Source organism: Telluria sp. PB2R4, from assembly GCF_059685695.1.
In genome coordinates this window covers 257,810-283,849 of sequence record NZ_JCASIC010000005.1, presented here as the reverse complement: position 1 = coordinate 283,849, position 26,040 = coordinate 257,810, and the positions used below count along the sequence as shown (strand labels likewise).

Annotated in this window: 24 protein-coding genes; 4 read left to right on the top strand and 20 right to left on the bottom strand. The window is 67.3% G+C overall.

From position 1 onward, the window contains the following. The first annotated feature begins 11 nt into the window (after positions 1 to 11). The gene (locus tag AC56LU_RS11305) at positions 12 to 581 is read left to right on the top strand and encodes a 3-phenylpropionate/cinnamic acid dioxygenase subunit beta (RefSeq protein WP_071362783.1); all 570 of its coding nucleotides are present in this window, start codon (positions 12 to 14) and stop codon (positions 579 to 581) included. Between the two features lie 31 nt (positions 582 to 612). Here the strand turns inward: AC56LU_RS11305 and AC56LU_RS11300 are convergent, their stop codons facing one another. The 16 genes from AC56LU_RS11300 to AC56LU_RS11225 form a co-directional block, all read right to left on the bottom strand. Further along, the gene (locus AC56LU_RS11300) at positions 613 to 1,833 is read right to left on the bottom strand and encodes a multidrug effflux MFS transporter (RefSeq protein WP_497175693.1); all 1,221 of its coding nucleotides are present in this window, start codon (positions 1,831 to 1,833) and stop codon (positions 613 to 615) included. 60 nt (positions 1,834 to 1,893) lie between these two features. Continuing rightward, positions 1,894 to 2,820, bottom strand: a complete 927-nt coding sequence (locus AC56LU_RS11295) for a quinone oxidoreductase family protein (protein ID WP_497175692.1) — start codon at positions 2,818 to 2,820, stop codon at positions 1,894 to 1,896. Then, the gene (locus tag AC56LU_RS11290) at positions 2,820 to 3,650 is read right to left on the bottom strand and encodes an SDR family NAD(P)-dependent oxidoreductase (protein ID WP_497175691.1); all 831 of its coding nucleotides are present in this window, start codon (positions 3,648 to 3,650) and stop codon (positions 2,820 to 2,822) included. Before AC56LU_RS11290 ends, AC56LU_RS11295 begins: the two co-directional genes overlap by 1 nt. A 29-nt stretch (positions 3,651 to 3,679) precedes the next feature. Further along, entirely contained in the window at positions 3,680 to 4,501 is an 822-nt protein-coding gene (locus AC56LU_RS11285; RefSeq protein WP_497175690.1) for an enoyl-CoA hydratase/isomerase family protein, read from the bottom strand. A gap of 1 nt (position 4,502) precedes the next feature. Beyond that, the gene (locus tag AC56LU_RS11280) at positions 4,503 to 5,468 is read right to left on the bottom strand and encodes a VOC family protein (RefSeq protein ID WP_497175689.1); all 966 of its coding nucleotides are present in this window, start codon (positions 5,466 to 5,468) and stop codon (positions 4,503 to 4,505) included. After that, positions 5,461 to 7,917: an efflux RND transporter permease subunit gene (locus tag AC56LU_RS11275; protein ID WP_497175688.1), complete on the bottom strand. Its 2,457-nt coding sequence runs from the start codon at positions 7,915 to 7,917 to the stop codon at positions 5,461 to 5,463. The genes AC56LU_RS11280 and AC56LU_RS11275 overlap by 8 nt, the downstream gene beginning before the upstream one ends. A gap of 1 nt (position 7,918) precedes the next feature. Then, positions 7,919 to 9,076 (bottom strand): WD40/YVTN/BNR-like repeat-containing protein, encoded by a 1,158-nt coding sequence (locus AC56LU_RS11270; RefSeq protein ID WP_497175687.1) that lies wholly within the window; start codon positions 9,074 to 9,076, stop codon positions 7,919 to 7,921. A gap of 96 nt (positions 9,077 to 9,172) precedes the next feature. Further along, complete coding sequence (locus AC56LU_RS11265) at positions 9,173 to 10,537, bottom strand: DUF1329 domain-containing protein (RefSeq protein WP_497175686.1); 1,365 nt, start codon at positions 10,535 to 10,537, stop codon at positions 9,173 to 9,175. Between the two features lie 23 nt (positions 10,538 to 10,560). Beyond that, complete coding sequence (locus AC56LU_RS11260; RefSeq protein ID WP_497175685.1) at positions 10,561 to 12,222, bottom strand: DUF1302 domain-containing protein; 1,662 nt, start codon at positions 12,220 to 12,222, stop codon at positions 10,561 to 10,563. A 175-nt stretch (positions 12,223 to 12,397) separates the two neighbouring features. Next, positions 12,398 to 13,294, bottom strand: a complete 897-nt coding sequence (locus AC56LU_RS11255; RefSeq protein ID WP_497175684.1) for an SDR family oxidoreductase — start codon at positions 13,292 to 13,294, stop codon at positions 12,398 to 12,400. 14 nt (positions 13,295 to 13,308) lie between these two features. Next, entirely contained in the window at positions 13,309 to 14,481 is a 1,173-nt protein-coding gene (locus AC56LU_RS11250) for a thiolase family protein (protein ID WP_497175683.1), read from the bottom strand. Beyond that, positions 14,478 to 15,383 (bottom strand): 3-hydroxyacyl-CoA dehydrogenase, encoded by a 906-nt coding sequence (locus tag AC56LU_RS11245; RefSeq protein WP_497175682.1) that lies wholly within the window; start codon positions 15,381 to 15,383, stop codon positions 14,478 to 14,480. The genes AC56LU_RS11250 and AC56LU_RS11245 overlap by 4 nt, the downstream gene beginning before the upstream one ends. Positions 15,384 to 15,393: 10 nt before the next feature. Further along, positions 15,394 to 16,266 (bottom strand): fumarylacetoacetate hydrolase family protein, encoded by an 873-nt coding sequence (locus tag AC56LU_RS11240; protein WP_497175681.1) that lies wholly within the window; start codon positions 16,264 to 16,266, stop codon positions 15,394 to 15,396. Next, entirely contained in the window at positions 16,263 to 17,357 is a 1,095-nt protein-coding gene (locus AC56LU_RS11235; protein WP_497175680.1) for an amidohydrolase family protein, read from the bottom strand. Before AC56LU_RS11235 ends, AC56LU_RS11240 begins: the two co-directional genes overlap by 4 nt. 173 nt (positions 17,358 to 17,530) lie before the next feature. Continuing rightward, positions 17,531 to 18,175, bottom strand: coding sequence for a TetR/AcrR family transcriptional regulator (locus tag AC56LU_RS11230; protein ID WP_497175679.1), 645 nt, complete (start codon positions 18,173 to 18,175; stop codon positions 17,531 to 17,533). Positions 18,176 to 18,219: 44 nt separating this feature from the next. After that, positions 18,220 to 19,020, bottom strand: coding sequence for an SDR family NAD(P)-dependent oxidoreductase (locus AC56LU_RS11225; RefSeq protein WP_497175678.1), 801 nt, complete (start codon positions 19,018 to 19,020; stop codon positions 18,220 to 18,222). 100 nt (positions 19,021 to 19,120) lie between these two features. Here AC56LU_RS11225 and AC56LU_RS11220 point away from each other — a divergent pair, with 100 nt between their 5' ends. After that, on the top strand, positions 19,121 to 19,864 hold the full coding sequence (locus tag AC56LU_RS11220) for a DUF2889 domain-containing protein (RefSeq protein ID WP_497175677.1): 744 nt from the start codon (positions 19,121 to 19,123) through the stop codon (positions 19,862 to 19,864). Between the two features lie 30 nt (positions 19,865 to 19,894). On the opposite strand, the gene AC56LU_RS11215 is transcribed toward AC56LU_RS11220, so the two are convergent. The 4 genes from AC56LU_RS11215 to AC56LU_RS11200 all read right to left on the bottom strand — a co-directional run bounded on the left by AC56LU_RS11215 (position 19,895) and on the right by AC56LU_RS11200 (position 24,296). Next, the gene (locus tag AC56LU_RS11215) at positions 19,895 to 21,127 is read right to left on the bottom strand and encodes an NAD(P)/FAD-dependent oxidoreductase (RefSeq protein WP_497175676.1); all 1,233 of its coding nucleotides are present in this window, start codon (positions 21,125 to 21,127) and stop codon (positions 19,895 to 19,897) included. 44 nt (positions 21,128 to 21,171) lie between these two features. Next, the gene (locus AC56LU_RS11210) at positions 21,172 to 22,437 is read right to left on the bottom strand and encodes an MFS transporter (RefSeq protein WP_497175675.1); all 1,266 of its coding nucleotides are present in this window, start codon (positions 22,435 to 22,437) and stop codon (positions 21,172 to 21,174) included. 71 nt (positions 22,438 to 22,508) lie between these two features. After that, entirely contained in the window at positions 22,509 to 23,495 is a 987-nt protein-coding gene (locus AC56LU_RS11205; protein ID WP_497175674.1) for a fumarylacetoacetate hydrolase family protein, read from the bottom strand. A gap of 102 nt (positions 23,496 to 23,597) precedes the next feature. Further along, positions 23,598 to 24,296, bottom strand: coding sequence for an SDR family NAD(P)-dependent oxidoreductase (locus AC56LU_RS11200; RefSeq protein ID WP_497175673.1), 699 nt, complete (start codon positions 24,294 to 24,296; stop codon positions 23,598 to 23,600). Positions 24,297 to 24,443: 147 nt separating this feature from the next. Between AC56LU_RS11200 and AC56LU_RS11195 the strand changes: the two genes are divergently transcribed. Next, positions 24,444 to 24,842 carry a Zn-ribbon domain-containing OB-fold protein gene (locus AC56LU_RS11195; RefSeq protein ID WP_497175672.1) on the top strand — a complete coding sequence of 133 codons (399 nt, stop codon included), beginning with the start codon at positions 24,444 to 24,446 and terminating at the stop codon, positions 24,840 to 24,842. Beyond that, positions 24,842 to 26,032: a thiolase family protein gene (locus AC56LU_RS11190; protein WP_497175671.1), complete on the top strand. Its 1,191-nt coding sequence runs from the start codon at positions 24,842 to 24,844 to the stop codon at positions 26,030 to 26,032. Before AC56LU_RS11195 ends, AC56LU_RS11190 begins: the two co-directional genes overlap by 1 nt. Positions 26,033 to 26,040: the final 8 nt, after the last annotated feature.

Genomic DNA, 26,040 nt, shown 5'->3' with positions numbered 1-26,040 from the left:
AGGAGACTCACATGGAAAAGAATCCGCTCGAACCGACGCCGCTGCCGCCTTCGGTGCGCGCCAACCGGGTCGCCATCGGCAGCCAGGTGTACAACGACATCGTCGAGTTCATGTACGACGAAGCTGAATACTTCGATACGCTGCGCCTGCGCGACTGGATCGCCATGGTCGCCAAGGACATCGAATACACGGTACCGCTGCGTCATACCCGCGCCACGCGCGACCAGGACAAGTCGGTCGTGCGCACCGTGCAGCACATGTTCGACGACTACCGATCGATCATGCTGCGCGTGATGCGGGTGATGGACACGCGCAGCGCCTGGGGCGAGGATCCGCCCTCGCGCACCAAGCACATGGTGTCGAACATTCGCGTCTACCGCACCGACAAGGAGAACGAGTTCAAGGTCCACAGCTACCTGCTGCTGACCCGCAACCGCTTCGACAACGACAAGTTCGACCTGATCCCGTGCGAACGCCACGATGTGATCCGCAAGACCGACGAAGGCTACCTTCTGGCGCGCCGCGAGATCATTATCGATCAGGCAGTGCTGGGAACGCCGAATCTCGGCATCTTCCTCTAAGCGGCCGTACTTCCGAGCCCGCCCGCCGCCCTCAGGCGCCGGGCGGGGTTTTCTTTGAAAAGCGCAGGGCGGCAAGCACGCCCGCGCCGGCACACAGCCACAAGCCCGCGGCGCCACAGGCCAGCGACATGGGCGAACCCCACATCATGGGCGCGAGCAGGGCCGCGAGGACGGCATTGAAGCCGGTCTGCACGAAAATCTGGACCGACGAGCCCATGCCGCGGCGCTCCGGGACACAGTCCAGGCCGCGGATGGTCATGGCCGGGATCGCCAGCGACATTCCGAGGTTGAAGACGAACAGGTAGGCGACATACCATCCTGCGCCTCCAGGCGCCACCCACGCCACCGCCAGGTTGTAGCAGTTTGCCGCCGCCATCAGGGCGAACGCGGCCGCCAGTGTGCGCTTGAAGGACCAGCGTACCGCCAGCCGTCCCGCCAATGCCGAGCCGAGCACCAGCCCGGCCGTCGCCGGCCCGAACAGCCAGATGAAGTCGCCCTCGCCGAGGCCGAGATGGGTCATCACGAACACCGGCGCCGACAGGACATAAATGAAGAAAGCGCCGAACATCAGCGTGTATGCCAATGTCCAGGCCATGAAACCGCGGTCGCGCATCAGGGCGAGATAACCGCGCCCGAGGTCCGCCACGTCGAACGGCCTGCGCGCCTGTGGCGGCAGCGTCTCCGGAAGGCGCAGCGCCACCGCCACCAACAGGCTGGCAGCCAGCAGCGCCAGGAACAGGAACACCGAGCGCCAGCCGAAGGCGATCTGCAGCGCGCCGCCGACCAGCGGCGCGATCGCCGGGGCAAGCCCGAAGATCATTACCACCTGCGACATCATGCGCCGTGCCAGCGGACCATCGTGTAGGTCGCGCACTACAGCGCGCCCGATCACGATCCCGGCGCCGGCCGAGAATCCCTGCAGCGCGCGCAGCGGCCATAGCTGCTCTACGGCGGTGGCGAAGACGCAGCCCAGCGAGGACAGCGCGTAGACCACCAGCCCCCACAACACAACCCTGCGCCTGCCGAAGGAATCCGAGATGGCCCCATGCCAGAGCGACATGAAGGCAAATGCGAAGAAGTAGATCGAAATGGTCTGCTGCAGCGCGACCGCGTCGGTCCGCAGTACGACGGCCATCTCGCGAAAGGACGGCAGGTAGGTATTGATCGAGAACGGCCCCAGCATCGCCAGCCCGGCCAGGATCAGGGTGATCCCGAACGTGCCCGGGGCAGATGCCGTGGACGCGGCCCGCACTCAGGCCTTCATGCCGGATAGCAGAGGACGATCGGATGTCCGCACTGGCGATTGCATCGGTCAGCCGCGCACGCGCGCCGTGATCTTCGCATGCGGCCCGCTGACCTGCGCCGCCCAAGCCTGGCCCGCGTCGTCGAAGTCGAAGTCGGCGTAGTCGACCTGGATGTTCTGCTCGCGCGCGATGCGCAGCAGCCGCTCCCAGATCGCGCGGCGGTCGGCCGGCGGACGCTGGCCGGTACCGATGCACGACAGGGTCCGGAACAGCAGGTCGGCGATGTCGAGGTTCACCTGGCGCCCGGCGCCGGTGCCGATCGTCATGATGCGCGCACCCCAGCGCGTGGCCTTGAGCGAGTTGATCATGGGCTGGCCGCAGACCAGGTCGAGCACCACGTCGAAGCCCTCGCCGCCGGCGGCCTTGAGCGCCGCCGCGTCGTCCGCGCCGCCCAGCACCACGACCTCGTCGGCGATGCCGCGCTCCTTCAATCTGGCCAGCGCCTCGGCCGAGCGTGCGGCCGCCACCACCCGGCCGGCGCCGAGATAGCGCGCCAGCTGCAGGGCGATCTGGCCGAGCGTGCCGGTCGCGCCCAGCACCAGTACCTGTTCGCCCGGCTGGATCCTGGCCTGTTCGAGCGGCACCAGGGCGCCCGTGGCGGCGATGCCCATGGTGATGGCGGTGCGGTCGTCGACCTCGTCCGGCACGTCCCACACCTCCTCGGCCGGCACCAGGGTGCGCTCGGCCCAGGCGCCGTAGGGCAGGACCGAGCGTTCGCCGAAGTAGACCCGGCGCCCGTCCGGCGCCCGCCCGACGCCCTCGCCGCGGATGACGCAGGGGTACTGCACGCCCAGGCGGTAGGCGCCCAGCACGTCCCAGCCGCCCAGGCCGGCCGTGTCGACCTCGATCAGCACCGCGCCGTCCTTCGGGCCCGGCTCCGGGAATTCGCCGATGACGGGCGAGGCGCCGCGTTCGTGGATGATGGCGGCCTTCATCACATCCCCTTCGCGCCGGTCTGCGCGAACAAGGCCTTCATCGCCACCAGCGATGGGGTATGGCTGCCGAAGCCGCCGTCGGCCACCATCGTGGTGCCGGTGACGAAGGCGGATTCGTCGGATGCCAGGAAGGCGACCACGTCGGCGATCTGGCGCGGCGTCCCCAGCTCGGGGGTCAGGTGGTTGTCGCGCAGGATGTCGAGCAGGGGCGCCGGCATGCTGCTGTGCGCATTCTCGGCAGGGGCCAGACCAATCTGCAGCGCGTTCGAGCGGATGCCCTGCTTGCCGTACTGCGCCGCCACCGAGCGGCTCAGCATGATCAGGGCGGCTTTCGAGGCCGCATAGGCGGACAGCGACAGGTCGCCCTGCACGCCCAGGCCCGAGGTGACGAAGATGACCGAACCGCGGCCGTTCTTGAGCATCTCGCGGATCGCGTATTTACTGCACAGCATGGCGCCGCGCAGGTTGACCGCCATCGCACGGTCCCAGGCCTCGACGTCCATGTTAATCACGTCACGGTCGCGCTGGCGCTGCTCGACGCTCAGCACGGCGGCATTGTTGTGCAGGATGTCGACGCGCCCGAAACGGCCGACGACCGTTTCGACCGCGTTGCGCACCTCTGCTTCGAGGGACACGTCGCACTGCAGCGCGAGCGCCTGTCCGCCCTGCCCTTCGATCTCCGCCGCCACGCGGCGTGCGGCTTCGCCGTCGATGTCCATGATCGCCACCTGGGCCCCGTGCCCGGCCAGCACGCGCGCCGCCTCGGCGCCCAGTCCGTTGCCGGCGCCGGTCAGGATGGCGACCCTGCCTTCCAATTTCTTGTTATTCATCTTGCTGTCTCCATCAGGTATGCCGCGCTTCAGCGGCCGGTGAATTGGGGCGGCCGTTTCTCGCTGAACGCCAGCGCCGCTTCCCGTGCATCGTCGCTCGGCTTGAGCATCGCGAACAGGTCCAGCTCGAGGTCAAGGCCCTGGCGCAGTTCGAGGTCCAGCGCGCTGCGTGCGGCGCGCTTGACCGATAGCGTGGCCGCCGGCGCCCGCGCCGCGATGCGCAGCGCAAAGGCGCGCACTTCCTCGACCAGCGCGGCGGATTCGCTCGCGATGCGCGTGACCAGTCCGATATCCCTGGCGGCCCGGGCATCGAGTCGCTCGCCGGTAAGCAGCAGGTCCATCGCGCGGCCCGGGCCGACTACGCGCGCCAGCCGCTGGGTGCCGCCGCCTCCCGGAATCAGGCCCAGCGCCGTCTCCGGCAGGCTGAAGACCGCGTCGGGCGCCGCGAAGCGGATGTCGCATGCCAGCGCCAGTTCCATCCCGCCACCCATGCAGTAGCCATGCACGGCCGCAATGACCGGCTTCTGCACGGTGTCGATCGCCTCGATCCAGCGCGCCCCCTGCATGCGGCGCCGCACCTCGACGGCGGTCTCGGGAGCGCGCTTTTCCTTGATGTCAGCGCCGGCACAGAAGCCGCGCGTTCCATCGCCGCGGATGGCAATGACGCGCACGGCCGGGTCGGCGTCGAGCTCGCGCAGCGCGTAGGGTACGCCCTGGCGGATATCGTCGTTGATCGCATTGATCTGGGCGGAACGGGTCAGCACCACCCAGGCCAGCGCACCCTCGCGCTCGATGGTAACGGCGGCGTTGACCGCGGTGACCGCCGTGTCCTTCGGGTCATGGAATTCCATGTCAGGCTTCCTCGAACTCGATGACTTGCCCGCGCAGCTCGGAGGGTTCGATCCGGATCAGCGGCCTGCCGCCGGCCGATTCCGATTCATGGACCAGGCTGAACTTGGTGCCGCGTTCACGCAGGTCGTCCGCCTTGGCCGCCAGGCCGTTCACGGCGATGCGGATGTAGTACAGGCCAGGGCCCCAGTTGTTCAGGTAATGCGCGGCCGGGGTATCCCAGGCGGTCGGCTGGATCACGTGCAGCGCGGCGCTGTTGGCCACCGTGAACGGCATGACGGCGCGACGCTGGCCTTCGCGGCCCAGCTGCTCGACCCCGCCCTGCGGCTCCCAGTCGAGGTTCTTCGAGCAGCAGCGCAGCGTGTGGTCCAGGTCGCGCACCAGGAAGGCACGGGCGCTGACGCGTACCATGTCGCCCTCACGCGGCTCGCGCGGCTGGGCCGGCGGAGTGGCGAAGGTCTCCGGCGGCATCTGCAGCGGTTCGGTCGGCATGACTTCGATGCACAGGCCGCCGTCCACCTCCGGCGAATAGCGCGGCCGCTCCGGGGTGGCGCCGAGCCACAGGCGGTCGAAAGGCATCTCGGGGGTGCGCTGCGCCATGCGGAAGGCCAGGCCGCGGCGCATCAGCTTGTCGACGAAGGCGTCGAACTTGGGTCCCTGCAGCGCCAGTACCACCGAGTGGGTCAGCATCGGACGGTGGCGTCCCTGGTAGTCCTTGAGGCTTTCGAGGAATTCGTGGAACATCGGGTCGCCCGGGTTCTCGTAGTCCAGGTGCCATTGCGGCTCGAGGCGGGTCGGCGACACGGCCAGCGACTTGTGCACGCGCAGGAAGTGCGCGATGTACGGATGGTTGTCGAAAGCCTGGCGCCAGTTCGGGTGGCTGTGCACGCCGAGCTTCTTCACCAGCAGTTCGGTCATGCCGTCCGGGTCGGGCAACATCATGTCGGCTGACAGCAGCAGGTCAAACATAGTTCTTCTCCAGTGTTGGGGTCACGCGCGCATCGTCACGTGCGCTTTTCGGATTGAGCAGGTAATAGGACAGGGCCGGCGTCAGCATCAGGGCGCCCAGCATGTTCCAGAGGAACATAAAGGTCAGCAGGATGCCCATGTCGGCCTGGAATTTGATGGGCGACCAGGCCCAGGTGACGACACCGGCGGCCATGGTCAGGCCGACCAGCGCCACCACCTTGCCGGTAAAGTCGAGCGAGCGGCGGTAGGCCGCTCGCAGGCTGTCGCCGCGGCGCTGGCAGGCCACCTGCACCGACAGCAGGTAGAGCGCGTAGTCGACCCCGACCCCGACGCCGACCGCGATGACCGGCAAGGTAGCGACCTTCAGCCCGATCCCCAGCCAGACCATCAGCGCCTTGCACAGGATGGTGGTGATCACCAGCGGTATCAGCGCGACGATGGTGGCGCGCACGCTGCGGAAGGTAATCAGGCACAGCAGCGCGGTCGAGCCGTACACCGCCAGGTACATCGTGATGATGCTCTTGCTGACCTCGATGTTGGTGGCGGCCTCGATGCCAGCACTGCCGGCGGCCAGCAGGAATTGCACCGGTTCCTTGGCGCCGGGCGCGGTGTTGTTGAGCTGCGCATAGCCTTCCGCGGTCCTGAGGATGCGGGCCACGGTGTCGGCCTTGTGGTCGGCCAGGTAGGCCACCAGCGGCGACACCGAGCAGCTCTGGTTGGTGATGTCGGGCGTGGCGATGGCGGCGGCCGACATGGCGCCGTCGGTGATCGACTGGTTGCGGCTGATGGTCAGCCACTTGCCACTGCCCTCGGTCATGGCGGCCGTGGTGAAGCGCACCGTCTCGGCCAGCGAGGTGGTGGTCTGCACCGCCGGGTCCGCGCGCAGCAACTGGGCCAGCCCATCCATCCGGTTCAGCGCCGGCACCAGGCGGCAGCCTTCGTCGGCGGTTTTCATGATGACGACGAACTGGTCGCTCGACAGGCCGTAGTGCTGGGTGATGTAGGCGTTGTCGCGGTTGTAGCGCGAATCCGGGCGCAGTTCAGGCGCGCCGGCGTCGAGATCGCCGATGCGCAGGTCCTGCATCACCACCGCCGACACGGCCGTGACGGCAAACGCGGCGCCGATCATCGTGATGGCCCAGCGCCGTTCGGTCAGGCGGTCGAGGTGTGCCCAGACCCGTCCCAACAGCGAACGGCCTTGGGCCATTTCCTGATCTTCCTCGAGCGCGCGCTTGGCGGCCTGCGGGCTGATGCCGATGTAGGACAGCGCCACCGGGATCAGGAACAGCTTGGTGAACACCAGCACCGAGACGCCCATGCTGGTGGTGATGGCCAGGTCACGGATCACCGGGATGTCGATGATGATCAGCACCGCGAAGCCGACGATATTCGCCAGCAGCGCAGTGATGCCGGCGACGAACAGGCGCCGGAAGGTATAGCGCGCCGCGACGTAGCGGTGGGTGCCGCGCCCGATGTCCTGGATGATCCCGTTCATCTTCTGGGCGCCGTGCGACAGCCCGATGGCGAAGATCAGGAAAGGCACCAGGATCGAGTAGGGATCGAGCTCGTAGCCAAGCAGCTGCATCAGTCCCAGCAGCCACACCACCCCGAGGACCGCCGCGCTCACCAGCAGCACGGTACTGCGCACGCAGCGCGTGTACAGGTAGACGAACACCGTGGCGATCGCCACCGAGACGGCGAAGAACAGCATCACCGATTTCAGGCCTTCGATCAGGTCGCCGACGATCTTGGCGAAGCCGACGATGTGGATCCCGACCTTGTCGCTTTCGTAGCTGCGGATCTTCTGTTCCAGCTGCTGCGAGAAGACGCCGTAGTCGAGCGGCTCCCCGGTCTTGGGATCGGTGTCGAGCATTGGCGCGACGATCATGCTCGACTTCATGTCGAGCGCCACGAGGCGGCCGACGATGCCGGCCTTGGTCACGTTCTCGCGCAGCTTCGCCAGTTCGGCCGGGCTGCCGTCGAATTGGGCCGGCATCACCGCGCCGCCGGTGATGCCGTCCTCGGTCACCTCGCGCCAGCGCACGATCGGCATCCAGATCGATTTCATCCACGAGCGGTCGACGCCCGGGATCATGTACAGGTCGTCGTTCACCTTGCGCATGACCTCGAGGAAGGCTGGATCGTAGATGTCGCCGGTCTTGTTCTCGACCACGATGCGTACCGTGTTGCCGAGGCCGGGCAACTGGTCCTTGTAGGCCAGGTAGTTCTGGATGTACGGGCTGCCGAGCGGGATCATGCGCTCGAAGTTGGCGTTGACCTTGATCCGGGTTGCCGAGTAGCCGAGGAACAGGGTCGCCAGCAGGCACGCCAGCAGCACCAGGATGCGGTGGTTGAAGATGACCCGCTCGAGCAGGTTGCCCGACTTGCGGTCGAAGGATTGCAGGTCCCGGATCACGGGCATGCGCGGCTGTTCGCTGTGGGCGGCCATGTCAGTTCTTCCCTATTCTTGCGGCATCTGCGCCGCAGCCCGGCACCCGCGCCACCCGGGCGCCACCGGTGCCGGCCAGGGCGACCTGGCCCGCTCCGGCCGGCGCGGCGCCGAATACTTCGCCATTGCGCGCGACCCGCGCATCGGTGCTGGCGCCACCGCGATGGACCAGGACCTGGCCGGCCTGGGTCACGAAGGCCAGTTCGCCGGGGGCGCAGGCGAAGGCGCCCACCACGGTCGCCTGGGTACCGAGCGCCAGCTGTTTCCAGGCCGTCCCGCCGTCGGTGCTGAGGTAGGCGTTCCCGCGCAGGCCGAAGGCGACCAGTCCGGCTTCGTTCGACGCCAGGCCGAACCAGGTTCCTGCATAGGGTGTTGCGACTTCGACGAAGCGGCCCGCGGCGCCGTCGAGCCTGCGCAGCAGGCCCTGTTCACCAGCCAGGTAGATGTTGCCATCGGCGGTCTGCTCGAGGGCATACAGGTGCATGCGGCGGTCGTTGCCGGCTTTTTCCAGCCACGGCTCCCAGGTCGTGCCACCGTCACCGGTGCGCAGCAGCAGCCCGAAAGCGCCGGCCACGAAACCGGTGCCGTCGGCGCCGATGCGGATGTCGAGGAAGGGATACGGCAGCACGCCGGGGGTCGCCGACAGCGCCGCCGCACGCGCGACTTCGTCGACGATGGCGGCGGCATCGGCCACGCCGGCGGCAACGCGGGCGCGGTAGTGCTTGTCCAGCAAGGCCAGCAGGCTGCGGCCGTCGAGAGCGCGGGTCCAGGTCTGGCCGCCGTCGCTGCTGCGCAGGACTACGCCGTCGTGGCCGGTCGCCCAGGCCGTGTTCGGCCCGCTGAAACGCACATTGGTCAGGTCCGAGGAAACCGGCACCTCGGCCTGCTTCCAGGTCTTGCCGGCGTCGCGCGACACCAGGATGGTGCCGTGGACACCCACCGAGACTGCTTTGTTGCCCTGGACCGCGACCCCGGTCATGGGACGCTTGAATGCGGCCGCCGAGCGCACGGCGGGCTTGTCGAGGACTTCGGCGCCTGCCGGAAGCGCGGCCCCCAGGACGGCAGCGAAGAGGATCGCCGAGCGGATCGCGGTCGATGCGCGGCGCGGCGCCAGGGCGTGGTGCCCCGGGCCGTAGGAAAATAAATGGAAGATGATCACCGGAGACTCCGTGGTCGTGCATGCAACTGAACGGCCGCCGCGCCGCCGCTGCAGCCGGCAGACGGCGGGCGGCACTTGCGGGAAACGGGCGCTATGTCAGCGCGCGGTTTCCTTCGCCACGATGGTCTCCGGGTTCAGGTCGCGGTTCGAGCGCGGCTTGGTCACCACCCCGTAGCCGCCGACCAGGCCGTCGTTGACCAGCGCATACATCCCCTTGTTGAAGTCGAAGATGACGTTCTTCACGGTATAGGGTGCGTCGACGTCGTACAGCTGGATCATCGAGTTGAAGATCGAGCGGTACAGCTGGCCGCTGCGGTCATAGGCGTCGTACAACATCGCGCCATAGCTGTCTTCGTCGATGTAATAGGTGCGCTTCGCATAGGCATGGCGGAAGCCCTGCTTCAGGGTCGCTTCGACCACCCACGTGCGGTGCAGCTCCCAGCGCCAGCAGGCCGGATTCGGGTACTTCTCCTTGAACTGCTCCTCGACGCCGCAGCCGAAGTATAGCTTGTAGGCGTTGTACGGCACGTACATCTCCTTCTTGCCGATCAGCTTGAAGTCGAAGCGGTCCATCTGTCCGGAGAACACGAACAGCTCGTCGAACAGCGTCACGCCGCCCATGCTGGCCACCGGCGTATCGTAGGAGAACTCGGGCGCCAGCTTGATGCGGCGCTGGCCCGGCGCATAGCTCCATGCGCGGCGCGGCTTTTGGGTCGGGTCGAGGAAGTCCATCAGGCCGGTCACCTCGCCCGCCTTGCGGATCGGCGCGCCGGTGACCGAGTAGGTGCGCCAGTACATCTGGTCGTCGCGGCCGTCAAGATCTTCGTGGTAGTACGGGGTTTCCTCGAACGTCTGCTGCTGCGAGGTCATGACGGCCTTGCCGCTGGCGTCGACCACCCAGGAGCGCGACGAGCGCGTGGTGGTATCCGCCTTGTAGCGCAGCTGCTGATTCCACATCATCTCGTTGCCGGTCTTCGCAATCGGGAACGGGATGCCGCCGCGGCAGGCCTGGTCCACCGCCAGGCCGCCCTTGGCGGTCTTGCAGGTGGTCGCGTTGCGCACGGTCTTGGCCAGCACGCGCTCGGGCACCGCCGCGGTGCGGTGGGTTGGGTACACGTCCATGTAGAAGCCCGGATGCTTCTTGAACAGCTCCTTCTGGCCGTCCGACAGCTTGTCGGCGTGCTGCTGGTAGTTCTTGGCGTCGATGCGCAGGATTGGCGCCTCGTCCTTGAACGGGTCGGCCCAGACGCCGCTGCCCGCCTTGAAGCCGGCCGGCGCGTTCTGCAGGCCGCCGGTGTAGGCCGGGATGGTGCCTTCCTTGTTGGCTGCCTTGACGGCGCCCAGCGGGGTCAGCGTATTGCCGAGCTGCTTGGCCTCTTCCGCCGTGACCTGCGCGTGCGCGCAGGGTGCCAGCGCCGCCATTCCTGCCAACGAGCCGATGATGAGTCGCTTGATGTTCATGTCGAGTCTCCTGTTTGCGGCGCTTAGAAGGCCGTCTTGAAGGTAAAGGACAGCCAGCCGCGGTCGATGACGCCGACCGACGAATTGCTGTGGGCCGCGCCCCCGGTGATCCTTCCGTTCAGCTCCCGGACGGGGAGCTTGCGGTCGGCATACAGGAGCGAGAATTCATACTTCGATGCGTAGGTTGCGGTGGCGCCGATCGACCAGCGCAGTTCACCTTCGGTACCGCCACCCGAGGACGGAGCGTTGCCCGACAGTCCGTAGGTGGCGCTCATCGGCAGGGACAGGTCCCACGAAGGTAGCACATTCAGATACTGCGGTGTGAAGCGCAAGGCCATCAGCCACGCATCTTTCGTCGAGCAGCCGTCGTCCTTGTTGCCGGAGCGCGCCACGCCGGTGCGCGAATCGACGCAGGTCGCCGCCCCGACCGAGCGGTACAGGGCCGGATTGGTGGTAACTTCGTCGAGCCGGTTGTAGGCCAGTTCGGCCACCAGTGTGCCGGTCGCCCACAGCGGGGTGGCCGGCAGCATGTAGATGCCGTTCACGACGGCGTGCCACGTGTCACCGCGGGCGCCGGTCGGCGTGACGATGGAGGATGGCGTGTTCAGGGCGCCGTTCTTGCGATAGGACAGCTCGGCGCCGACCGCCACGGACTTGATCACGCGGCTGAAGCTCAGGCTGTACTGGTCGATCTTGTCCGGATAGACGAAACGGGCGCGCGTCGGCAGCGGGCCGCGGAAGTCGAGCAGCTGGACGCCCAGCTCCGGCGAGTAGTCGTCGAAGCGGCGGTAGTAGGCGCCGAAGTTCGATTCGATGGCCTCGACGTTCAGGCGCGCGCCGACACCCCAGTTGCCGTGGTCGCCCGGTTTGCGCGCGTCGATCAGCTGGGCCGCCACACCCGGGATCGGAAACACCAGGTTGTCGGACGAGGGTGCGGTATCTGCGCCCATCAGGTAGGTGCCGGCGTGCGGGATGCGGGTCGGCTTCCACTCGTAGTAGTACTGTCCGACCAGGGTCAGACTGTCGGTGACCTGGGCGCTCAGCGACACCTGGCCGATCGGCAGGAACACTTCCTTGGTCTCGACGCCGGGGTTGATCGCGGCCTTGACGCCGTCCACCGGCGACTGGGCGTAAGAGATGGCGTGCGCGCCGAGCAGCAGGCCTTCGCCCCAGACATTGGTCTGGCGGCCCACCTTGATATTCAGCGGCACCTTGCCCAGGTCGACGTTGGCCCAAACGAAGGCGTCGAGGATCTCGCCGGACGGGCCGTTCACGTAGCGCTTCACCTCGTTGTTGTACCTGCCGTTGCGGTAGGCGGTCAGGAAACCGGCGGGCGAGCGCACCTCGTGGTCGTCATAGGCTTCGTCGTACCAGCCGGCGGCCGACACGCGGGCGCCGATCTTGTTGCGCCAGCTGACGTCGAATTCGGTCAGCACGTCGAGGCGGTTGGTCACCATGTCGTGCTTGTCGAACTTCGAGTCGCCCTCGTCGTAGATGTAGTTGCGCAGCAGGCGGCTGTCCTGCCCTTCCATGCGGAAGCCCCCGGTATAGCGGACGGTGGCGTCCAGGCGCATCTTGATATCGGGATTGGCGAGGATGATTTCGGTAGCCGTAGCCGGGATGGCGCAGGCGAGTGCGGCGGCCGCCGCGACAGACCGCACCGCATGACGGGCGAGTGGATGCATAGCGCTTGCTTGGTACATGGACCTGTCTCCTGTTTTAGCGTTTGAAACGCTTTTTTTGAATCGTTCAGCACTGCCAGATTGTCATTCCAGTGAACCGTGCTGCTCGACTGTCTTCGGCCCAACGGAAACGAGACTCGTGATGCGATTTGATTGTAGCGCGAATATTCGCGTTATTCTACTGTTCGATGAAGATTCTGTATTGAGAATCCTCCAGATCTCTTGGCACCTCCGCAGGGTGCTCTCCGCGCGCCTTCGCCATCTCGGCAAATTCGCGTTTCAGTGTCGGGTAATAAGCGATCTGCCCCTGCAGGCCGCCCGAGATGTCGATCGAGGCGGCGCTGATGAAGGAGGCGTGTTCGCTTGCCAGGAACAGCGCCATCCCGGCCACGTCCTCTGGTTTACCGAAGCGTCCCAGCGGCACGACCTTCAGCGCCATGGCATTGAATTCCTCGCGGGTGACGCCGGGGCCGACCTCGCCGTAGTGGCGGTCCCACTGGCCGGTATCGATCCAGCCCATGTTGAGCGAGTTAACGAGGATGTTGTCCCTGGCGAGCGACATGCCGAGCGACTTCGACAGCGCCAGGCAGGCCGCGCGGTTGATCACCGAGGGGATGCCGTCCGGCGTCGGGATGGCGCCGGCCAGTGCGTTGATCTCGATGATCCGCCCCCAGCGCTGGCGCCGCATGTGCGGCACCACCGCCTGCACGAAGCGGAAGTGGCCCATCTGCAGGATGTTCGCGTGCTCGAGGATCTGCTCCGGCGTGAGCGTGTCGAGGTTGCCCCCGCGTCCCTGCCCCGCATTGTTGACCAGGACGTCGACGCCGCCCCAGGTCGCGGCGACCTCCTCGACGAAGGCCTTGACGGCGGCGGTGTCGGTGACGTCCACCGCGCGCGCGATGACGGCCTGCGCCCCGGCCGCCAGTTCGCGTCCGGCCGCCTCGATCGCGTCCAGGCTGCGGGCGCAAACCGCGACCCGCGCCCCCTCCGCCGCGAAGCTGCGCGCGATGGCCAGGCCGATGCCGCGCGAGGCGCCGGTCACGATCACCCGCTTGCCGCTCAGGTCGATATGCATTGCTGTCTCCTTGTTCAGAGGCGCTCGATCAGGGTGGCCGTTCCCATGCCGCCGGCGCAGCAGATCGCCTGCAGGCCGTAGCGGGCGCCGCGCCGTTCGAGTTCGTGCAGCAGCGAGGTCATGATGCGGGCACCGCTGGCGCCCAGCGGATGGCCGAGCGCGATCGCACCGCCGTTGACATTGAGTTTGTCGTGCGCCACGCCCAGCTCCTGCGCCCACATCAGCGGGACCGGGGCGAAAGCTTCGTTCACCTCGAACAGATCAATGTCCTCCACGCCCAGGCCGGCCTGTTCCAGCACCTTGCGGGTGGCGGCCACCGGGCCGGTCAGCATCAGGGTCGGATCCGAGCCGACCGTGGTGAAGGCGCGGATGCGCGCGCGCGGTTTCACGCGCAGGCGGTCCACGGCGGCGCCGGACATCAGCAGCAGCACTGCCGCGCCGTCCGAGATCTGGGACGAATTGCCGGCCGTGAGCTTGCCGTCGTCGCGGAAGCTGGTCTTGAGGGTGGCCAGCTTTTCCACATTGCTGCCCGGGCGGATGGTCTCGTCCGCGCCGAAGCTGTCCGGCGCCGGCTCTGCATAGCCGGCATCCTTCAGGGCCGCCACCGGCACCGCCACGATCTCACGTTCGAACCAGCCTGCGGCGGCCGCCGCGGCAGCGCGGCGGTGACTCTCGACGGCATAGGCGTCGAGCTGCTCCCGGCCCAGCTGCCACTTGTCGGCCACCCGCTCCGCCGCCTCGCCCTGGCTGGTCAGTTCGAATTTGGCGGACGCCAATGCGCCGAAGGCCTCGCCGTAGATCTCGCGGTTGCCGCCCATACGCACCCGGCTCATGTTCTCGGCGCCGCCCGCGACCACCACGTCAGCGGCGCCGGCGGCGATCAGGCCCGCGGCCATGTGCACGGCCACTTCGCCCGAACCGCACTTGCGGTCGATCGTCAGGCCCGGGATCGCGGCCGGCCAGCCAGCGCCCAGCACCGAGGTGCGGGCGATGTTGGCCGACTGCTCTCCCACCTGGGTAACGCAACCGAAGATGACGTCGTCCACCTCGGCGGCGTCGATCCCGGCGCGCGCGACCAGCTCGCTCAGCAGGTGGGCGCCCAGGTGATCGGCGCGTACGCCGGCCAGGCTGCCCTTGTACCTGCCGACCGGCGTACGGATCGCTTCGACGATATAGATGTCGTTCATAGACTGCTCGCCTTCAGGCCAGAACCCGGCACGCGCTGTCCGGCGGCGTCGTACTGGTAGACCCCATGGCCGGTCTTGCGGCCATGGCGTCCCGCGGCGACCATCTTGATGATCAGCGGGCACGGACGGAACTTCTCGCCCAGCGTCGAGTGCAGGTAACGCAGCACCGACAGGCGGGTATCCCACCCGGTCAGGTCGCCCAGTTCCAGAGGGCCCATCGGGTGATTGAAGCCCATCCGCAGCGCGGTGTCGATGTCCTCGGCACTGGCGGTGCCCTCCTGCAGCATCCACATCGCCTCGTTGCCGAGCATTGCCGACATGCGGCTGGTGGTCAGTCCCGGCGACTCGTTGACCAGGATCGAGGTCTTGCCGATGGCCTCGACCCATTCGCGCGTCAGCGCGACGGTGGCCGCGTCGGTGGCGATGCCGAGCACCAGCTCGACCAGCTTCATCTTGTGGACCGGGTTAAAGAAGTGCATGCCGATCACGCGCTCCGGATGCGGCACCGAGGCCGCGATCTCGGTCACCGACAGCGCCGAGGTATTCGTCGCCAGCAGCGCATCCTCGCGCAGCAGCGGCACCGCCTCGGCCAGCACCGCCTTTTTCACCGCCAGGTTCTCGGACACGGTCTCCACCAGCAGGCTCGCGCCAGGCGCGCCCTCGCCCAGGGAGGTGTGGATCGTCAGGCGCGCCTTGGCCGCCTCGGCGACGTCCGCCGCCAGCTTGCCGAGCTTGACGCCTCCGTCAAGGATCGCATGGATATTCTGGAGCGCCTTTTCCAGCGCCTGGCCATTGCTGTCGACCAGCCGGGTCGGGAAGCCGCTGCTGGCGAACGCGTGGGCGATGCCGGTGCCCATCAGGCCGGCGCCGACCACCACCACGGATTGGTTCTTGTCGATCATGTTTGTCTCCTCATGCGCCGGGCCGGGGCCCGACGAGGTTGCAGATGGTGCCGATGCCCTCGACGCTCGCTTCCACCACGTCGCCGGGCTGCAGGTAGAGCCCCGTGCCCTGCCCCACGCCTGCGGGCGAACCGGTGAACATGATGTCGCCGGCCGCGAAGCTCGAACGCGCCTGGACGAAGCGCAGCAGCTGCGCCACGTCCCAAGTCATCTCCGACGTGCTGGCATCCTGGCGCACCTGGCCGTTGACCTTGAGCGTCAGGCGCAGCTGCGGGCTGCCGGGCCCGAACTCGTCGCGCGTGACGATCCACGGACCGACCCCGGTGCTGCGGTCCTGACTCTTGGCCGCGAACAGGTCCATGCCGATGCCGGCGGGGCCGCTGCGCTGCAGGTCGCGCGCCGACACGTCGTTGCCGACCGCATAGCCCAGCACGGCGGCGAGCGGATCGCTGTCGTCGATCGCGGCGTCGCCGACCACCACGACCAGCTCTACCTCATGGTCGAGCTCCTTCGTCAGCGGCGGATAGCGGATCGGGTCATTGGCGCCGATCAGGGCGCCATAGGCTTTCAGGAAGGCGATGGGTTGCGGCGGCGTCTTGAGCCCGAAGTCGGCCGCAAGGTGCTTGGCATAGTTGGCGCCTGCCACCACCACACGATTGACCGGTTCGACCGGCGCCAGCAGGCGCACGCCCGCCAGCGACCGTGCCGGACCATCGATCGGCAGCGCATCCTCGCCCGCCGCGGCGCGTCCGGCGGCGATCGCACGCGTCAGTGCCGGGCCCCAGTCGGCGAATGCGCCGGCGATCGGGCGGACCAGCCCCGCCTCGCTGTCGACCAGCGCCCAGAACGGCGCACCGCCGTCGGTGCAGCGTGCGATCTTCATGCCGCCAGCGCCGCTGGCTTGACCGGCTCGACCAGCGTGGCCGGGTCGATGTGCAACAGCTCGCAGGCGTTCTTCCAGCGGATCTTCTGCAGGTCTTCGTCGGAAATGCGCAGGCCGTCGGTCAGGTCGTGGCGGACGGCGTCGCTGCCGCCGAAGTTCGAGCCGTACAGCACGCGGTCGGCGCCGATGATCTCGATCATCGCCTGGCGCATCGGCAGTTCGTGCAGCTCCACGTCGAAATAGAAGTTCTTCAGGTAGTCGAGCACCGGCTTCTTGTTGTGCGCGACGTCCAGGTTGGGATTGGTCTGCGCCAGGCGGCCCAGCTGGTAGGGCACGAAGCCGCCGCCGTGGGTGATGTACACCTTGAGCTTCGGGAATCGGTCGAACACGCCGCCATTAATCATGTTCCAGAAGCACTTCGTCTCATCGTAGTTCATGCCGACGATGGCGGTGGTCTCGTAGCGGTCGGTGTTGGCGTGTTCGCCCCAGGTCACCGACTGGTTGTAGCCGTGCACGAACATTGGCAGATCGAGGTCGCACAGGGCTTCCCAGACCGGATCCATTTCCGGCGAGTCGAATTCCAGGCCGCCGAAATTGGCGCCGCCAGCGACCAGGCCCTTGGCGCCGAGCGTGGTGCAGGCGCGGCGGATTTCCTTGGCTGCCTCGACCGGCACGTTGAGCGGCGCATGCGCCCATGCCATCAGGCGGTTCGGCGCGGCCGAGCAGTATTCCGCCAGCACGTCGTTGACCTTTTGTGCGAAGGGCACGCCGAATTCGGCCTCCGCCCAGTACATGTAGCAGTGCGAGGGCACAGACACCACCTGGGCGCTCTGCCCTGCGGCGTCCATGCCAGCCAGGCGGGTCTTCGGATCGGCCCAGCGGGCCAGGTACTGGTTGATGTCGAGCGTCTTGCCTTCGGCGCGGGCCTTCTGCAGCGCCGCACGGCGCTCGGGCGAGCCGAGCGACAGGATCCAGTGGCCGACGCGCAGCTTGATGTCGCCATCAGGACGCTGTTCGAAGAAGGGACCCCAGTGCGGGTGCTGGTTGTAGTAATCGGGATGGGGGGCGTGGGCGTGAAGGTCGATGAGCATGTGGTGTCTCCCTGTAATTGGTGATCCCGACAGCAGGCGCATTGGCCGGACACATCGGCCGGCCACGGCGCGGCCAACCCAGAAGCAACACATGTCTCCATCCCGCGGCACTCGGTCGGTGCTTTTGCATCAGGACCTATATTGCCAAAGATAGACAGAAATGGCAAATGTGTTTAACTTTTATTTTGCGCGCTGTCGCGCGACTCGCACTCGACGATCGAATAAAGGAAGGCGACGATGCGCTGCACCCCGTCCTCAGGACGCTCGTTGGGCACCACCAGCTCGCTCAGCACGCAGCGGATCAGCAGCTCGCAGATCAGTTCGCGGTCGGTGCGAATGCCCAGGCGCCGGTCCCATGAATCGAACACGATGCGCATCAGGTCGTCGATGCGCACCAGCGATTCGTTGAACAAACGGCCGAACAGGCGCAGCGTGTACTCGGGTGCGGCGCGCAGCAGCAGGCGTGCCTGGCCATGCGCCGCATAGTCGTCGAGGTAGCGCACCAGCGCATGGAAGCGCGCGGTCGGCTCCGCATACGGTGTCACCGCATCGGCCATGGCCTGCTGGAACGAGGACCGTTTGTGGCGCGCGAAGGCGTCGAGCAGCTCTTCCTGCGAGGCGAAATAGCGGTAGAAGGTACCGCGCGAGACACCGGCCAGTGCGCAAACATCGAGTATCGAGATGCGGTCCGAGCCTTCGCGCAGCACCATCTCCTCGGTCGCCGCAAGGATGGAGGCGATGGTGGTTTCGGCGCGGCGGTTACGCTTGCCGTCGGCGCTGGCGCCGGCCTTGGCGCTGGCGCGCCTGAGTGCTTGCATGATGAAGGCTGTCCTGTGAGGCGCCGCCTGAGCGGCGCATGTTTCTAGGCTTCCCGCACCGGCACGTTGGCCGGTCTCGAGTTATAGCCGGGCAGGTGCAGGCCGCCGTCCACGTGGAAGGATTCCCCGGTCACGTAGCGCGACATCTCGCTCGACAGGAACACGACCACCGGTCCGATGTCGTCTTCCGGGTCGCCGCAGCGCCCGAGAGGGCGCATGGCGGCCGCCCGTTCGGCGAATCCCGGATTCTCGGCCGCCAGTTTGTGGAAGGTGGCGCCCATCGCGGTCGGCGCGATCGCATTGACGGTGATGTTGAAGCGCCCCCACTCAGCCGCCGCGCTGCGGGTCAGGCCGACGATGCCGGCCTTGCCAGTGTTGTAGTCGGCATGCAGCCAGGCCCCCAGCTCAACGTCGATCGAATAGAAGTTGACGATCTTGCCGCCGCCGCGCGCGCGCATGTGCGGCAGCGCCGCGCGCATGGCCCACCAGGCTGCCTTGATGGTCGAGGTCAGGGTCTGGTCGAGCATCTCGTCGGTCTTGTCCTCGAGGAGGACGTTCGGGGTCGGCACGAAGGCGTTGTTGACCAGGATGTCGAACCCGCCGAAACGCTCCACCGCCGCGTCGACGGCGGCCAGCACCGATTCCTTGCGCAGCACGTCGGTGGGCACGAACAGCGCCCGTCCGCCCAGCTCCTCGACCTCGCGCGCCACCTGGGCGCCGCTGTCGCGGTCGATCTCGGCAATCACCACCGCCGCGCCTTCGCGCGCGAAGCGGCGCGCCACGCCGCGCCCGATGCCGCCGCCGGCACCGGTAATCAAGGCCACTTTATCGTTCAACAATCCCACGCTGGTCTCCTCGTTATCGAACCCATGCCCACACAGGTTCTTATACAGATTTTCTGTTATTGTACACATTCACACCAATAACACATACCAGGAAAACCACATGCAGCGTTTTCGCAGGCGAATCGAACTGGCGGGCCGGCACGACAGCCAGGGCGGACAGGTACGCGCAGTACTGGAGGACGACTTCCACCACTTTCGCGTCGTGGTCGACCACCGCGGCCGGCAAGTCACAGCCGTGCGCGGGGAGGCGCCCCGCCATCCCTTCAGCGCCTGCCCCGGCGCGGCGCCAGAACTCCAGCGCCTGGCCGGTATGCGCCTGGACGACATCGCGCATTCGGTCAACCTCTACACCGACGCGACCCAGCAGTGCACCCACATGTTCGACCTCGCCGGCCTGGCCGTTGCCGCGGCCGCGCGTGGCGATCGCGCCCGGCGCTACGACATCGAGATCCCCCGCCACATCGATGGCCGTACACACGCCTTTCTCGAGCGCGATGGCCAGTTGCTGCTCGATTGGTCGGTCGAGAACAGCAGCATCCTCGGGCCGGATCCCTACACCGGCGTCGACATGCGCCAGGGCATGGCACGCTGGGCACTGGGAAAGCTCCCTGCCGAGGAAGCGGAAGCAGCGCTGGTACTGCGCCGCTGCGCGCTGATTTCCCTGGGCCGGCTGAAGGACATCGACAAGGAGCCGCATGCCCACTTGACCGGCCGCTGCTATGCCCAACAGCCACAGCGCGCACCACAGGCCATCCGCATGGTCGGTTCGACCTGGGACTTCAGCGCCCGTGCCGAGGCGCTTTGCGTCGACGACCAGGCCTGGCTGGCCGATTTCAGCGCCTGAGACAGGCCGTCCTGCCCCGGTACTTCATGCTCAACGGTTGGCCGCTTCCCACTCTTTCAGCTCGAAGCCGGGGGCGGCCGCCACCGCCGGGGTAAGCGCGGGCGGCCGCGACAGGATCTTGCGCGCCGCCATGTGATCGCCGGCGCGGCAGCACGACTCCACCGCCAGCAGCTGCTCGCCACGGAAGCACAGGACCGACACCTGGCCGGCGGCTGGATCGCCTAGGACCACATGGTTGTCGGCGCATAGCGCGAGGCCGGCGATCTGGAGCTTCAGGCTGCCCTGGTCGGTCCAGAACCAGGGCAAGGCGGTGTAGGGAGCAGGCTTGCCCACCAGCCGCGCCGCGATCAGCTTGCCCTGGTCGCAGGCGTTCTGCACCGACTCCAGCCGGGTCAGCTGCGAACCGTTCTGCAGGCAGGGAAAGGCTGCGACATCCCCGAGCGCGGAGATGTTCGGGTCGGAAGTCAGCAGGCCGGCGCTCACTTTGATGCCGTTGTCGATGTTCAGTCCCGCTTCCAGTGCGAGCGAGACGTTCGGCACCACGCCGATGCCATACACCACCAGATCGGCCGGCAAACGCCGTCCGTCGGCCGTGATCACGGCCACGGCCCTGCCGTTGTCGCCCTCGATCTCCGACACCGCGCTGCGGAAGTTGAAGTGCACGCCCCAGCCCTCGTGGGCGGCGCGGAACACTTCGGACATCTGCGGCGAGATGGCGCGCGCCATCGGCCGCTCGCCCAGTTCCAGTACCTCGACCGCGGCCCCTTCGGCCGCCGCCACCGCGGCGAACTCCAGGCCGATGAAGCCGGCGCCGATAACGACCACCCGCCGCGCCGTCTTGAGCAGCGGCGCCACCGCGTCGGCGTCGGCCCGCGTCTTGATCCCGAACACGCCGGACAGGTCGGCTCCGAGTACCGTCAGCGGCCGGTTATGGGCGCCGGTGGCCAGCACCAGGTGGTCGTAGTCGAGCGCCGCGCCGGAGGCCAGCACCAGGCGCCGGTTCTGGCGGTCGATCGCAGCGCCGCGGTCGGCCAGCAGCTCGATCCCCTGCTCGGCATAGAATTCCTCGGGACGGAACTGCATCGCCGTCGCACTGATCTTACCGAGCAAGAAAGCCTTCGACAGCGGCGGGCGCTGATAGGGCAGCCAGGGTTCGTCGTTGACGAGCGCGATGCGCCCCGCGAAACCTTCTTGGCGCAGGGACAGCGCTACCTGTACGCCGGCATGCCCGGCGCCGGCAATCACTACCGATTGAAGCGACATGATGTCTGTTCCTTGTGACGTAAAAAGCTGGAGACACCCACGGCTCAGGCGCTAGCTGCCTGCGGCTGCACCGCCGCCCGAGGCCCGCGTCCCAGCATCAGCAGCATGGCGGCGCCCGCAAGCGTACTGGCCGTGCAATAGGTGAGCATGGCCGCATAGCCGCCGGTGGCGCTGAACATGGCGGCGTAGGCCAGCGGCGCGCCGGCCGATGCCACCGTGATCAGCCCCTGATGCAGGCCGAAGATGCGCCCATAGTCCTTCAGGCCGAAGTAGCGCGCCATCAGGAAGGCGGCGATATCGAATTCGGCGCCGGCGCCGAGGCCCGCGAGCGCCGCCGCAAGGCTGAGCATGGCGATATCGTTATTCCCGGACAAAAAGATCATGGTGCCGATCGCCGGCAGCGCCAGGCTGACGGCGGCCACGCCGGGCGGCCACAGGCGGTCGAGCAGGTAGCCGACAACCAGACGGCCCAGCACCAGCGCGATGCCGAACCAGGCGAATACCTGGGCGGCCGCGGATGCATCCAGCCCGCGGTCGCGCAGCATCGGCACCGTGCTGGTGACGACACCCATCACGGCCGAGACGACCAGGCACAAGGCCAGGTTGCAGACCCAGTACTTGGGCGAGGCCAGGGCCTCGCGGAAAGCCATGCCCGTCATGGGCGCCGGCGCGGCGGCCCCTGGCTTTGCGGCAGCGCCCACTTCCGGCAACCGGAACCAGGCCAGCGTGAGCGGAATGCCGATCACGACGTTGACCAGCGCAAGGATGACGAAGGGCGCCTGCCAGCCCCAGTTCGCGACACCCCAGGCAAACAGCGGCGGCGTCACCGCGGCCGTGATGCCGGTACCGGACAGGCCCAGCGCCAGCGCGAGGCCGCGGTTGCGCAGGAACCAGAGGTTGAGCAGCTGGGTCCAGGTCACCGCCAGCGCACCCATGCCCACGATCGGCAGCAAAAAGAATGCCGCGTACAGGGTCCACACCGAACCGCTGATCTGGGTCGTGGCCAGGTAGCCGAGGGCCATCGTCAGTAGCGATACGACCGTGACGCGCTTGATCCCGAAGCGCAGGTTGAGCCAGCCGACCAGCTGCAGGCCGACCACCGCGCCGCCGAATAGGAAGCTGATCGCCGCCTGCAGTGCCGGGCGCTCCCAGCCGAATTCGGCCTGCAGCGGAATCACCAGCACCCCGAAGCCGTACAGCAGGGCGGCATTAATGCTGATCATGATGCCGGTGATGGCCAGCAGCAGTACCCGCCAGGATTGCTTGAACTCGGCGAAGTCGATCGCCGCGCCGTTCTTTGTTGCGACCATGGTTGTCTCCTATTAGGTCGTGGAATCGGCTCCCGGGCTCTGCGGCCGGTAACGCCGGTGTAATCTGCCTTTCAGGGCCGCCTGATTCTCGTGCGCAGGATGCCGATGCCCTCGACCTCGAGCTCGATCACGTCGTCCGGCTTCAGGTAGCGCAGCTGTTCGAGGCCGCAGCCGTTGCCGACCGTGCCCGAGCCCAGCACTTCGCCGGGATACAGGGTCTCGGAGCGAGAGATATGGACGATCAGGTCCTCGAACTGCCAGCGCATGTCGCGCGTGGAACCCCGGCCCCACTCTTCACCGTTGACGCGCGCGACCATGTTCAGGTCATACGGGTCGGGCAGCTCGTCGGCGGTGACCAGGCAAGGCCCCATCACGTTGCCGGTATCAAAATCCTTGCTCTTGGCCGGGCCGAGCATGCCGCCCATTTCGACCGCCTGCGTATCGCGGGCGCTCATGTCGTTGAAGATCGTGTAGCCGACGATGTAGTCGCGCGCCTTGTCGCGCCGGACGTCCTTGGCCTTGCGCCCGATATAGCAGGCGAATTCGAGTTCGAAGTCCATCGCCTTGCTGTAGGCCGGCCAGATCACGTCCTCATCAGGCCCGATGACGGCGAAGCGGTTGCACTTGTAATAGATGGGCTGGCGGTTGAAGGTGGCGATCACCCGCTCGTCGGCACGGGTGCTCATCTGGGCCAGCGCTTCTTCCGGATTCGGGAGGTGGGCGACGCGCGCGCGGCGGGCTGCGGCAAAGCTCTGCTTCAGGTGCAGTTCGAAACAGGAACAGTCGCGCATCTGGGGCGGCGGCTGGATCGGGGCGCACAGTTTCACGGACGCGCGCTCGATCACCGCAGCGCTTGGCGCAAGCGCCACCATGCGGCGCGCCTCCTCCATCGCTTCCGGTCCCGCCTCGACCAGGGCCAGGATGCTGCCGAACGCCGGCCAGGCACCGAGACCGGTGCTCCTGGCTGCGATGCACAGGTCGACGATAGCACTGTCCGACTCGATCAGCGCCCCTGGACGCATCGCGCCACGTTCGTCACGATAGGTAACGAGTCTCATTGCTTGTCTCCGTCGGGGCCAGTACCGCCTGTGGCGGCCTGGCCCTCCTTGTGGTGAGTCGGGGCCCTTCTCCGGGCCAGTTCGTTGCACTGAGCGCCAGGCTCACACCCGGCCGTTCACCGGGATGCAGGCGCCGGTCAGGGCCGCGGCGTCGGCGGACAGCAGGAAGGCGACCACCGCCGCCAGCTGGCTCGGGGCCACCCAGCGGCTGGCATCGGCATCCGGCATATCGGCGCGGTTCGCCGGTGTATCGATAATGCTCGGCAGCACCGCATTGACGGTGATGCCCCGGTCCTTCAGTTCCTCGGACAGCGCCTCGGTCAGGCGCGCCACCCCGGCCTTGGAGGCGGCGTAGGCGCCCATGCCCATGCCGGCCTTGTGCGCCGCCGCAGCACCGACATTGACGATGCGGCCGGCGCCGCGCGCCAGGAGGTGCGGCAGCGCGGCGCGGCAACTCGCCACCGCGGTGCGCAGGTTGGTGTCATACATGCGGTCCCACGAGGCGAGCGCCCCGCCTTCCAGCGTCTCCCAGGTGAAGCCGCCCGCGACATTGACGACGCCGTCGATTCCGCCCAGGGCTTCGCGCACCTGGCCGTAGGCGGCCTGGCAGGCCTGTTCGTCGGCCAGTTCAACGCCGCCGAGCGCGAGTGCGGCGGCGGGCAGGCCGCTCGAGGGAGCCGGTGCGCGGTCGAGCAGCGCGACCCGAGCGCCGTCGGCAAGGAGACGCTGCGCCACGGCGCGGCCGAGCGTGCCGAAGCCGCCGGTGATGACGATGATGCGGGTGTCGAGAGGTGCGGGCATGGCTGGTCTTTCCGGTCGGGTCAGGTGGCAACAGGCAGCGATTGCAGGAACTTGCTGAAAACTTTAAACAGATTTTCCAATTCTGTCTACATAGTTGTAGAATCGTCTCATCGATAGCGGCCGCGCATTGACCTGAAAGTCCAGCACATGACAAGAAAACTCCCCGCGCTTACTCCCGACAACAGCGCCTTCTGGCAAGGTGGCGCCCAGCAGGAGTTGCGCATGCACCACTGCGACGCCTGCGCGCGCTTCTTCCATCCTCCGGCACCGATCTGTCCCTACTGCCTGAGTTCGGAGGTGGGGCCCAGGGCGGTGTCGGGCCGGGGGACAGTGCTTACCTTTACGGTCAACCATCAAGCCTGGCGCGCCGACCTGAAAGACCCGTACGTGGTGGCCATCGTCGAGCTGGCGGACCAGCAGGGATTACGCTTCGTCACCAACATCGTCGGCACCCCACCCGCCGAGGTGCACATCGGCATGCCGGTACGCGTGTGCTTCGAACAGGTCGAGGATGTCTGGCTTCCCCTCTTCGAAAAGGCGGCATAATGTTTGACCGGATCTATGAGAAAGACGTGGCGATCAGCGGTATCGGCCAGTCCGAAGTCGGGCGCCCGTCCGGCAAGTCCGCGATGCGGCTCACCCTCGACGCCTGCCTGGAAGCGATCGCGGATGCAGGATTGAGCCGCGACGACATCGACGGGGTGTCGTGCTGGCCCGGCGACAACAATAACGGCGATGCCTTTTCCCCGGTCGGCCCCAATGCGCTCATCGGCACCCTTGGCCTGAAGGTCAACTGGTACGGGGGCGGCTACGAAGGGCCGGGGCCACTGGCCGGCGTGATCAACGGCGCGATGGCGATCGCGGCCGGGCTGTGCCGCCATGTGCTGGTGTTTCGCACCATCACCGAAGCAACCCGGCGCCAGACCGACAAGGGCGCCAGCGCGCTCACCAACAAGACGGTCGGCCGCGACAACAGCTTTTTCTGGCAGTGGTACACGCCCTTCAACGTGCTCTCCGGGGCTAACCTGATGGCCATGTACGCCCAGCGCCACTTCCACGACTACGGCACCACCCCGGAACAGCTGGCACAGATCGCCCTCACCTGCCGCGCCAATGCCGTACTCAATCCGAAGGCGGTGTTCCGCACCCCGCTGTCGATGGACGAGTACATGGCTTCGCGCATGATCTCGACCCCGCTGCGCATGCTCGACTGCGACGTGCATTGCGACGCCTCCACCGCCATCATCCTGTCACGCGCCGATGCGGCGGCGCACGGACCCAACCCGCCGGTCCGCATCGAGGCGATCGGCGCCGCCCTGCACCAGCCATGGTCCTGGGACCAGATCGACCTGACCGCGATGGCCACGCGCGACGCGGCCGACATGATGTGGGCGCGCACCGATCTCACCCCCGCCGACGTCGGCACGGCCCAGCTCTACGACGGCTTCTCGATCCTGACCATGATGTGGCTGGAAGCCCTGCGCCTGTGTCCGCGCGGCGAAAGCGGCCCCTTCGTCGAGGGCGGGCAGCGCATCGCGCTCGGCGGCGAGATGCCCATCAATACCAACGGCGGCCAGCTGTCGGGCGGCCGCACGCATGGACTCGGCTACGTCCACGAAGCCTGCACCCAGCTCTGGGGCCGCGCCGGCGCGCGCCAGGTGGCGCCCCACCGCGCCTCGGTGGTGGCGTCCGGCGGCGGGCCGCTTGCCGGCAGCCTGCTGCTGGTAAAGGATTGACCGGGCCA

Excerpts from the sequence above, each read along its gene's own strand:
- AC56LU_RS11305 (WP_071362783.1), top strand. The coding sequence starts at position 12 with ATGGAAAAGAATCCGCTCGAACCGACGCCGCTGCCGCCTTCGGTGCGC.
- AC56LU_RS11295 (WP_497175692.1), bottom strand. The coding sequence starts at position 2,820 with ATGAAGGCCGCCATCATCCACGAACGCGGCGCCTCGCCCGTCATCGGC.
- AC56LU_RS11290 (WP_497175691.1), bottom strand. The coding sequence starts at position 3,650 with ATGAATAACAAGAAATTGGAAGGCAGGGTCGCCATCCTGACCGGCGCC.
- AC56LU_RS11285 (WP_497175690.1), bottom strand. The coding sequence starts at position 4,501 with ATGGAATTCCATGACCCGAAGGACACGGCGGTCACCGCGGTCAACGCC.
- AC56LU_RS11280 (WP_497175689.1), bottom strand. The coding sequence starts at position 5,468 with ATGTTTGACCTGCTGCTGTCAGCCGACATGATGTTGCCCGACCCGGAC.
- AC56LU_RS11275 (WP_497175688.1), bottom strand. The coding sequence starts at position 7,917 with ATGGCCGCCCACAGCGAACAGCCGCGCATGCCCGTGATCCGGGACCTG.
- AC56LU_RS11265 (WP_497175686.1), bottom strand. The coding sequence starts at position 10,537 with ATGAACATCAAGCGACTCATCATCGGCTCGTTGGCAGGAATGGCGGCG.
- AC56LU_RS11260 (WP_497175685.1), bottom strand. The coding sequence starts at position 12,222 with ATGCATCCACTCGCCCGTCATGCGGTGCGGTCTGTCGCGGCGGCCGCC.
- AC56LU_RS11255 (WP_497175684.1), bottom strand. The coding sequence starts at position 13,294 with ATGCATATCGACCTGAGCGGCAAGCGGGTGATCGTGACCGGCGCCTCG.
- AC56LU_RS11250 (WP_497175683.1), bottom strand. The coding sequence starts at position 14,481 with ATGAACGACATCTATATCGTCGAAGCGATCCGTACGCCGGTCGGCAGG.
- AC56LU_RS11245 (WP_497175682.1), bottom strand. The coding sequence starts at position 15,383 with ATGATCGACAAGAACCAATCCGTGGTGGTGGTCGGCGCCGGCCTGATG.
- AC56LU_RS11240 (WP_497175681.1), bottom strand. The coding sequence starts at position 16,266 with ATGAAGATCGCACGCTGCACCGACGGCGGTGCGCCGTTCTGGGCGCTG.
- AC56LU_RS11235 (WP_497175680.1), bottom strand. The coding sequence starts at position 17,357 with ATGCTCATCGACCTTCACGCCCACGCCCCCCATCCCGATTACTACAAC.
- AC56LU_RS11230 (WP_497175679.1), bottom strand. The coding sequence starts at position 18,175 with ATGCAAGCACTCAGGCGCGCCAGCGCCAAGGCCGGCGCCAGCGCCGAC.
- AC56LU_RS11220 (WP_497175677.1), top strand. The coding sequence starts at position 19,121 with ATGCAGCGTTTTCGCAGGCGAATCGAACTGGCGGGCCGGCACGACAGC.
- AC56LU_RS11215 (WP_497175676.1), bottom strand. The coding sequence starts at position 21,127 with ATGTCGCTTCAATCGGTAGTGATTGCCGGCGCCGGGCATGCCGGCGTA.
- AC56LU_RS11210 (WP_497175675.1), bottom strand. The coding sequence starts at position 22,437 with ATGGTCGCAACAAAGAACGGCGCGGCGATCGACTTCGCCGAGTTCAAG.
- AC56LU_RS11205 (WP_497175674.1), bottom strand. The coding sequence starts at position 23,495 with ATGAGACTCGTTACCTATCGTGACGAACGTGGCGCGATGCGTCCAGGG.
- AC56LU_RS11200 (WP_497175673.1), bottom strand. The coding sequence starts at position 24,296 with ATGCCCGCACCTCTCGACACCCGCATCATCGTCATCACCGGCGGCTTC.
- AC56LU_RS11195 (WP_497175672.1), top strand. The coding sequence starts at position 24,444 with ATGACAAGAAAACTCCCCGCGCTTACTCCCGACAACAGCGCCTTCTGG.
- AC56LU_RS11190 (WP_497175671.1), top strand. The coding sequence starts at position 24,842 with ATGTTTGACCGGATCTATGAGAAAGACGTGGCGATCAGCGGTATCGGC.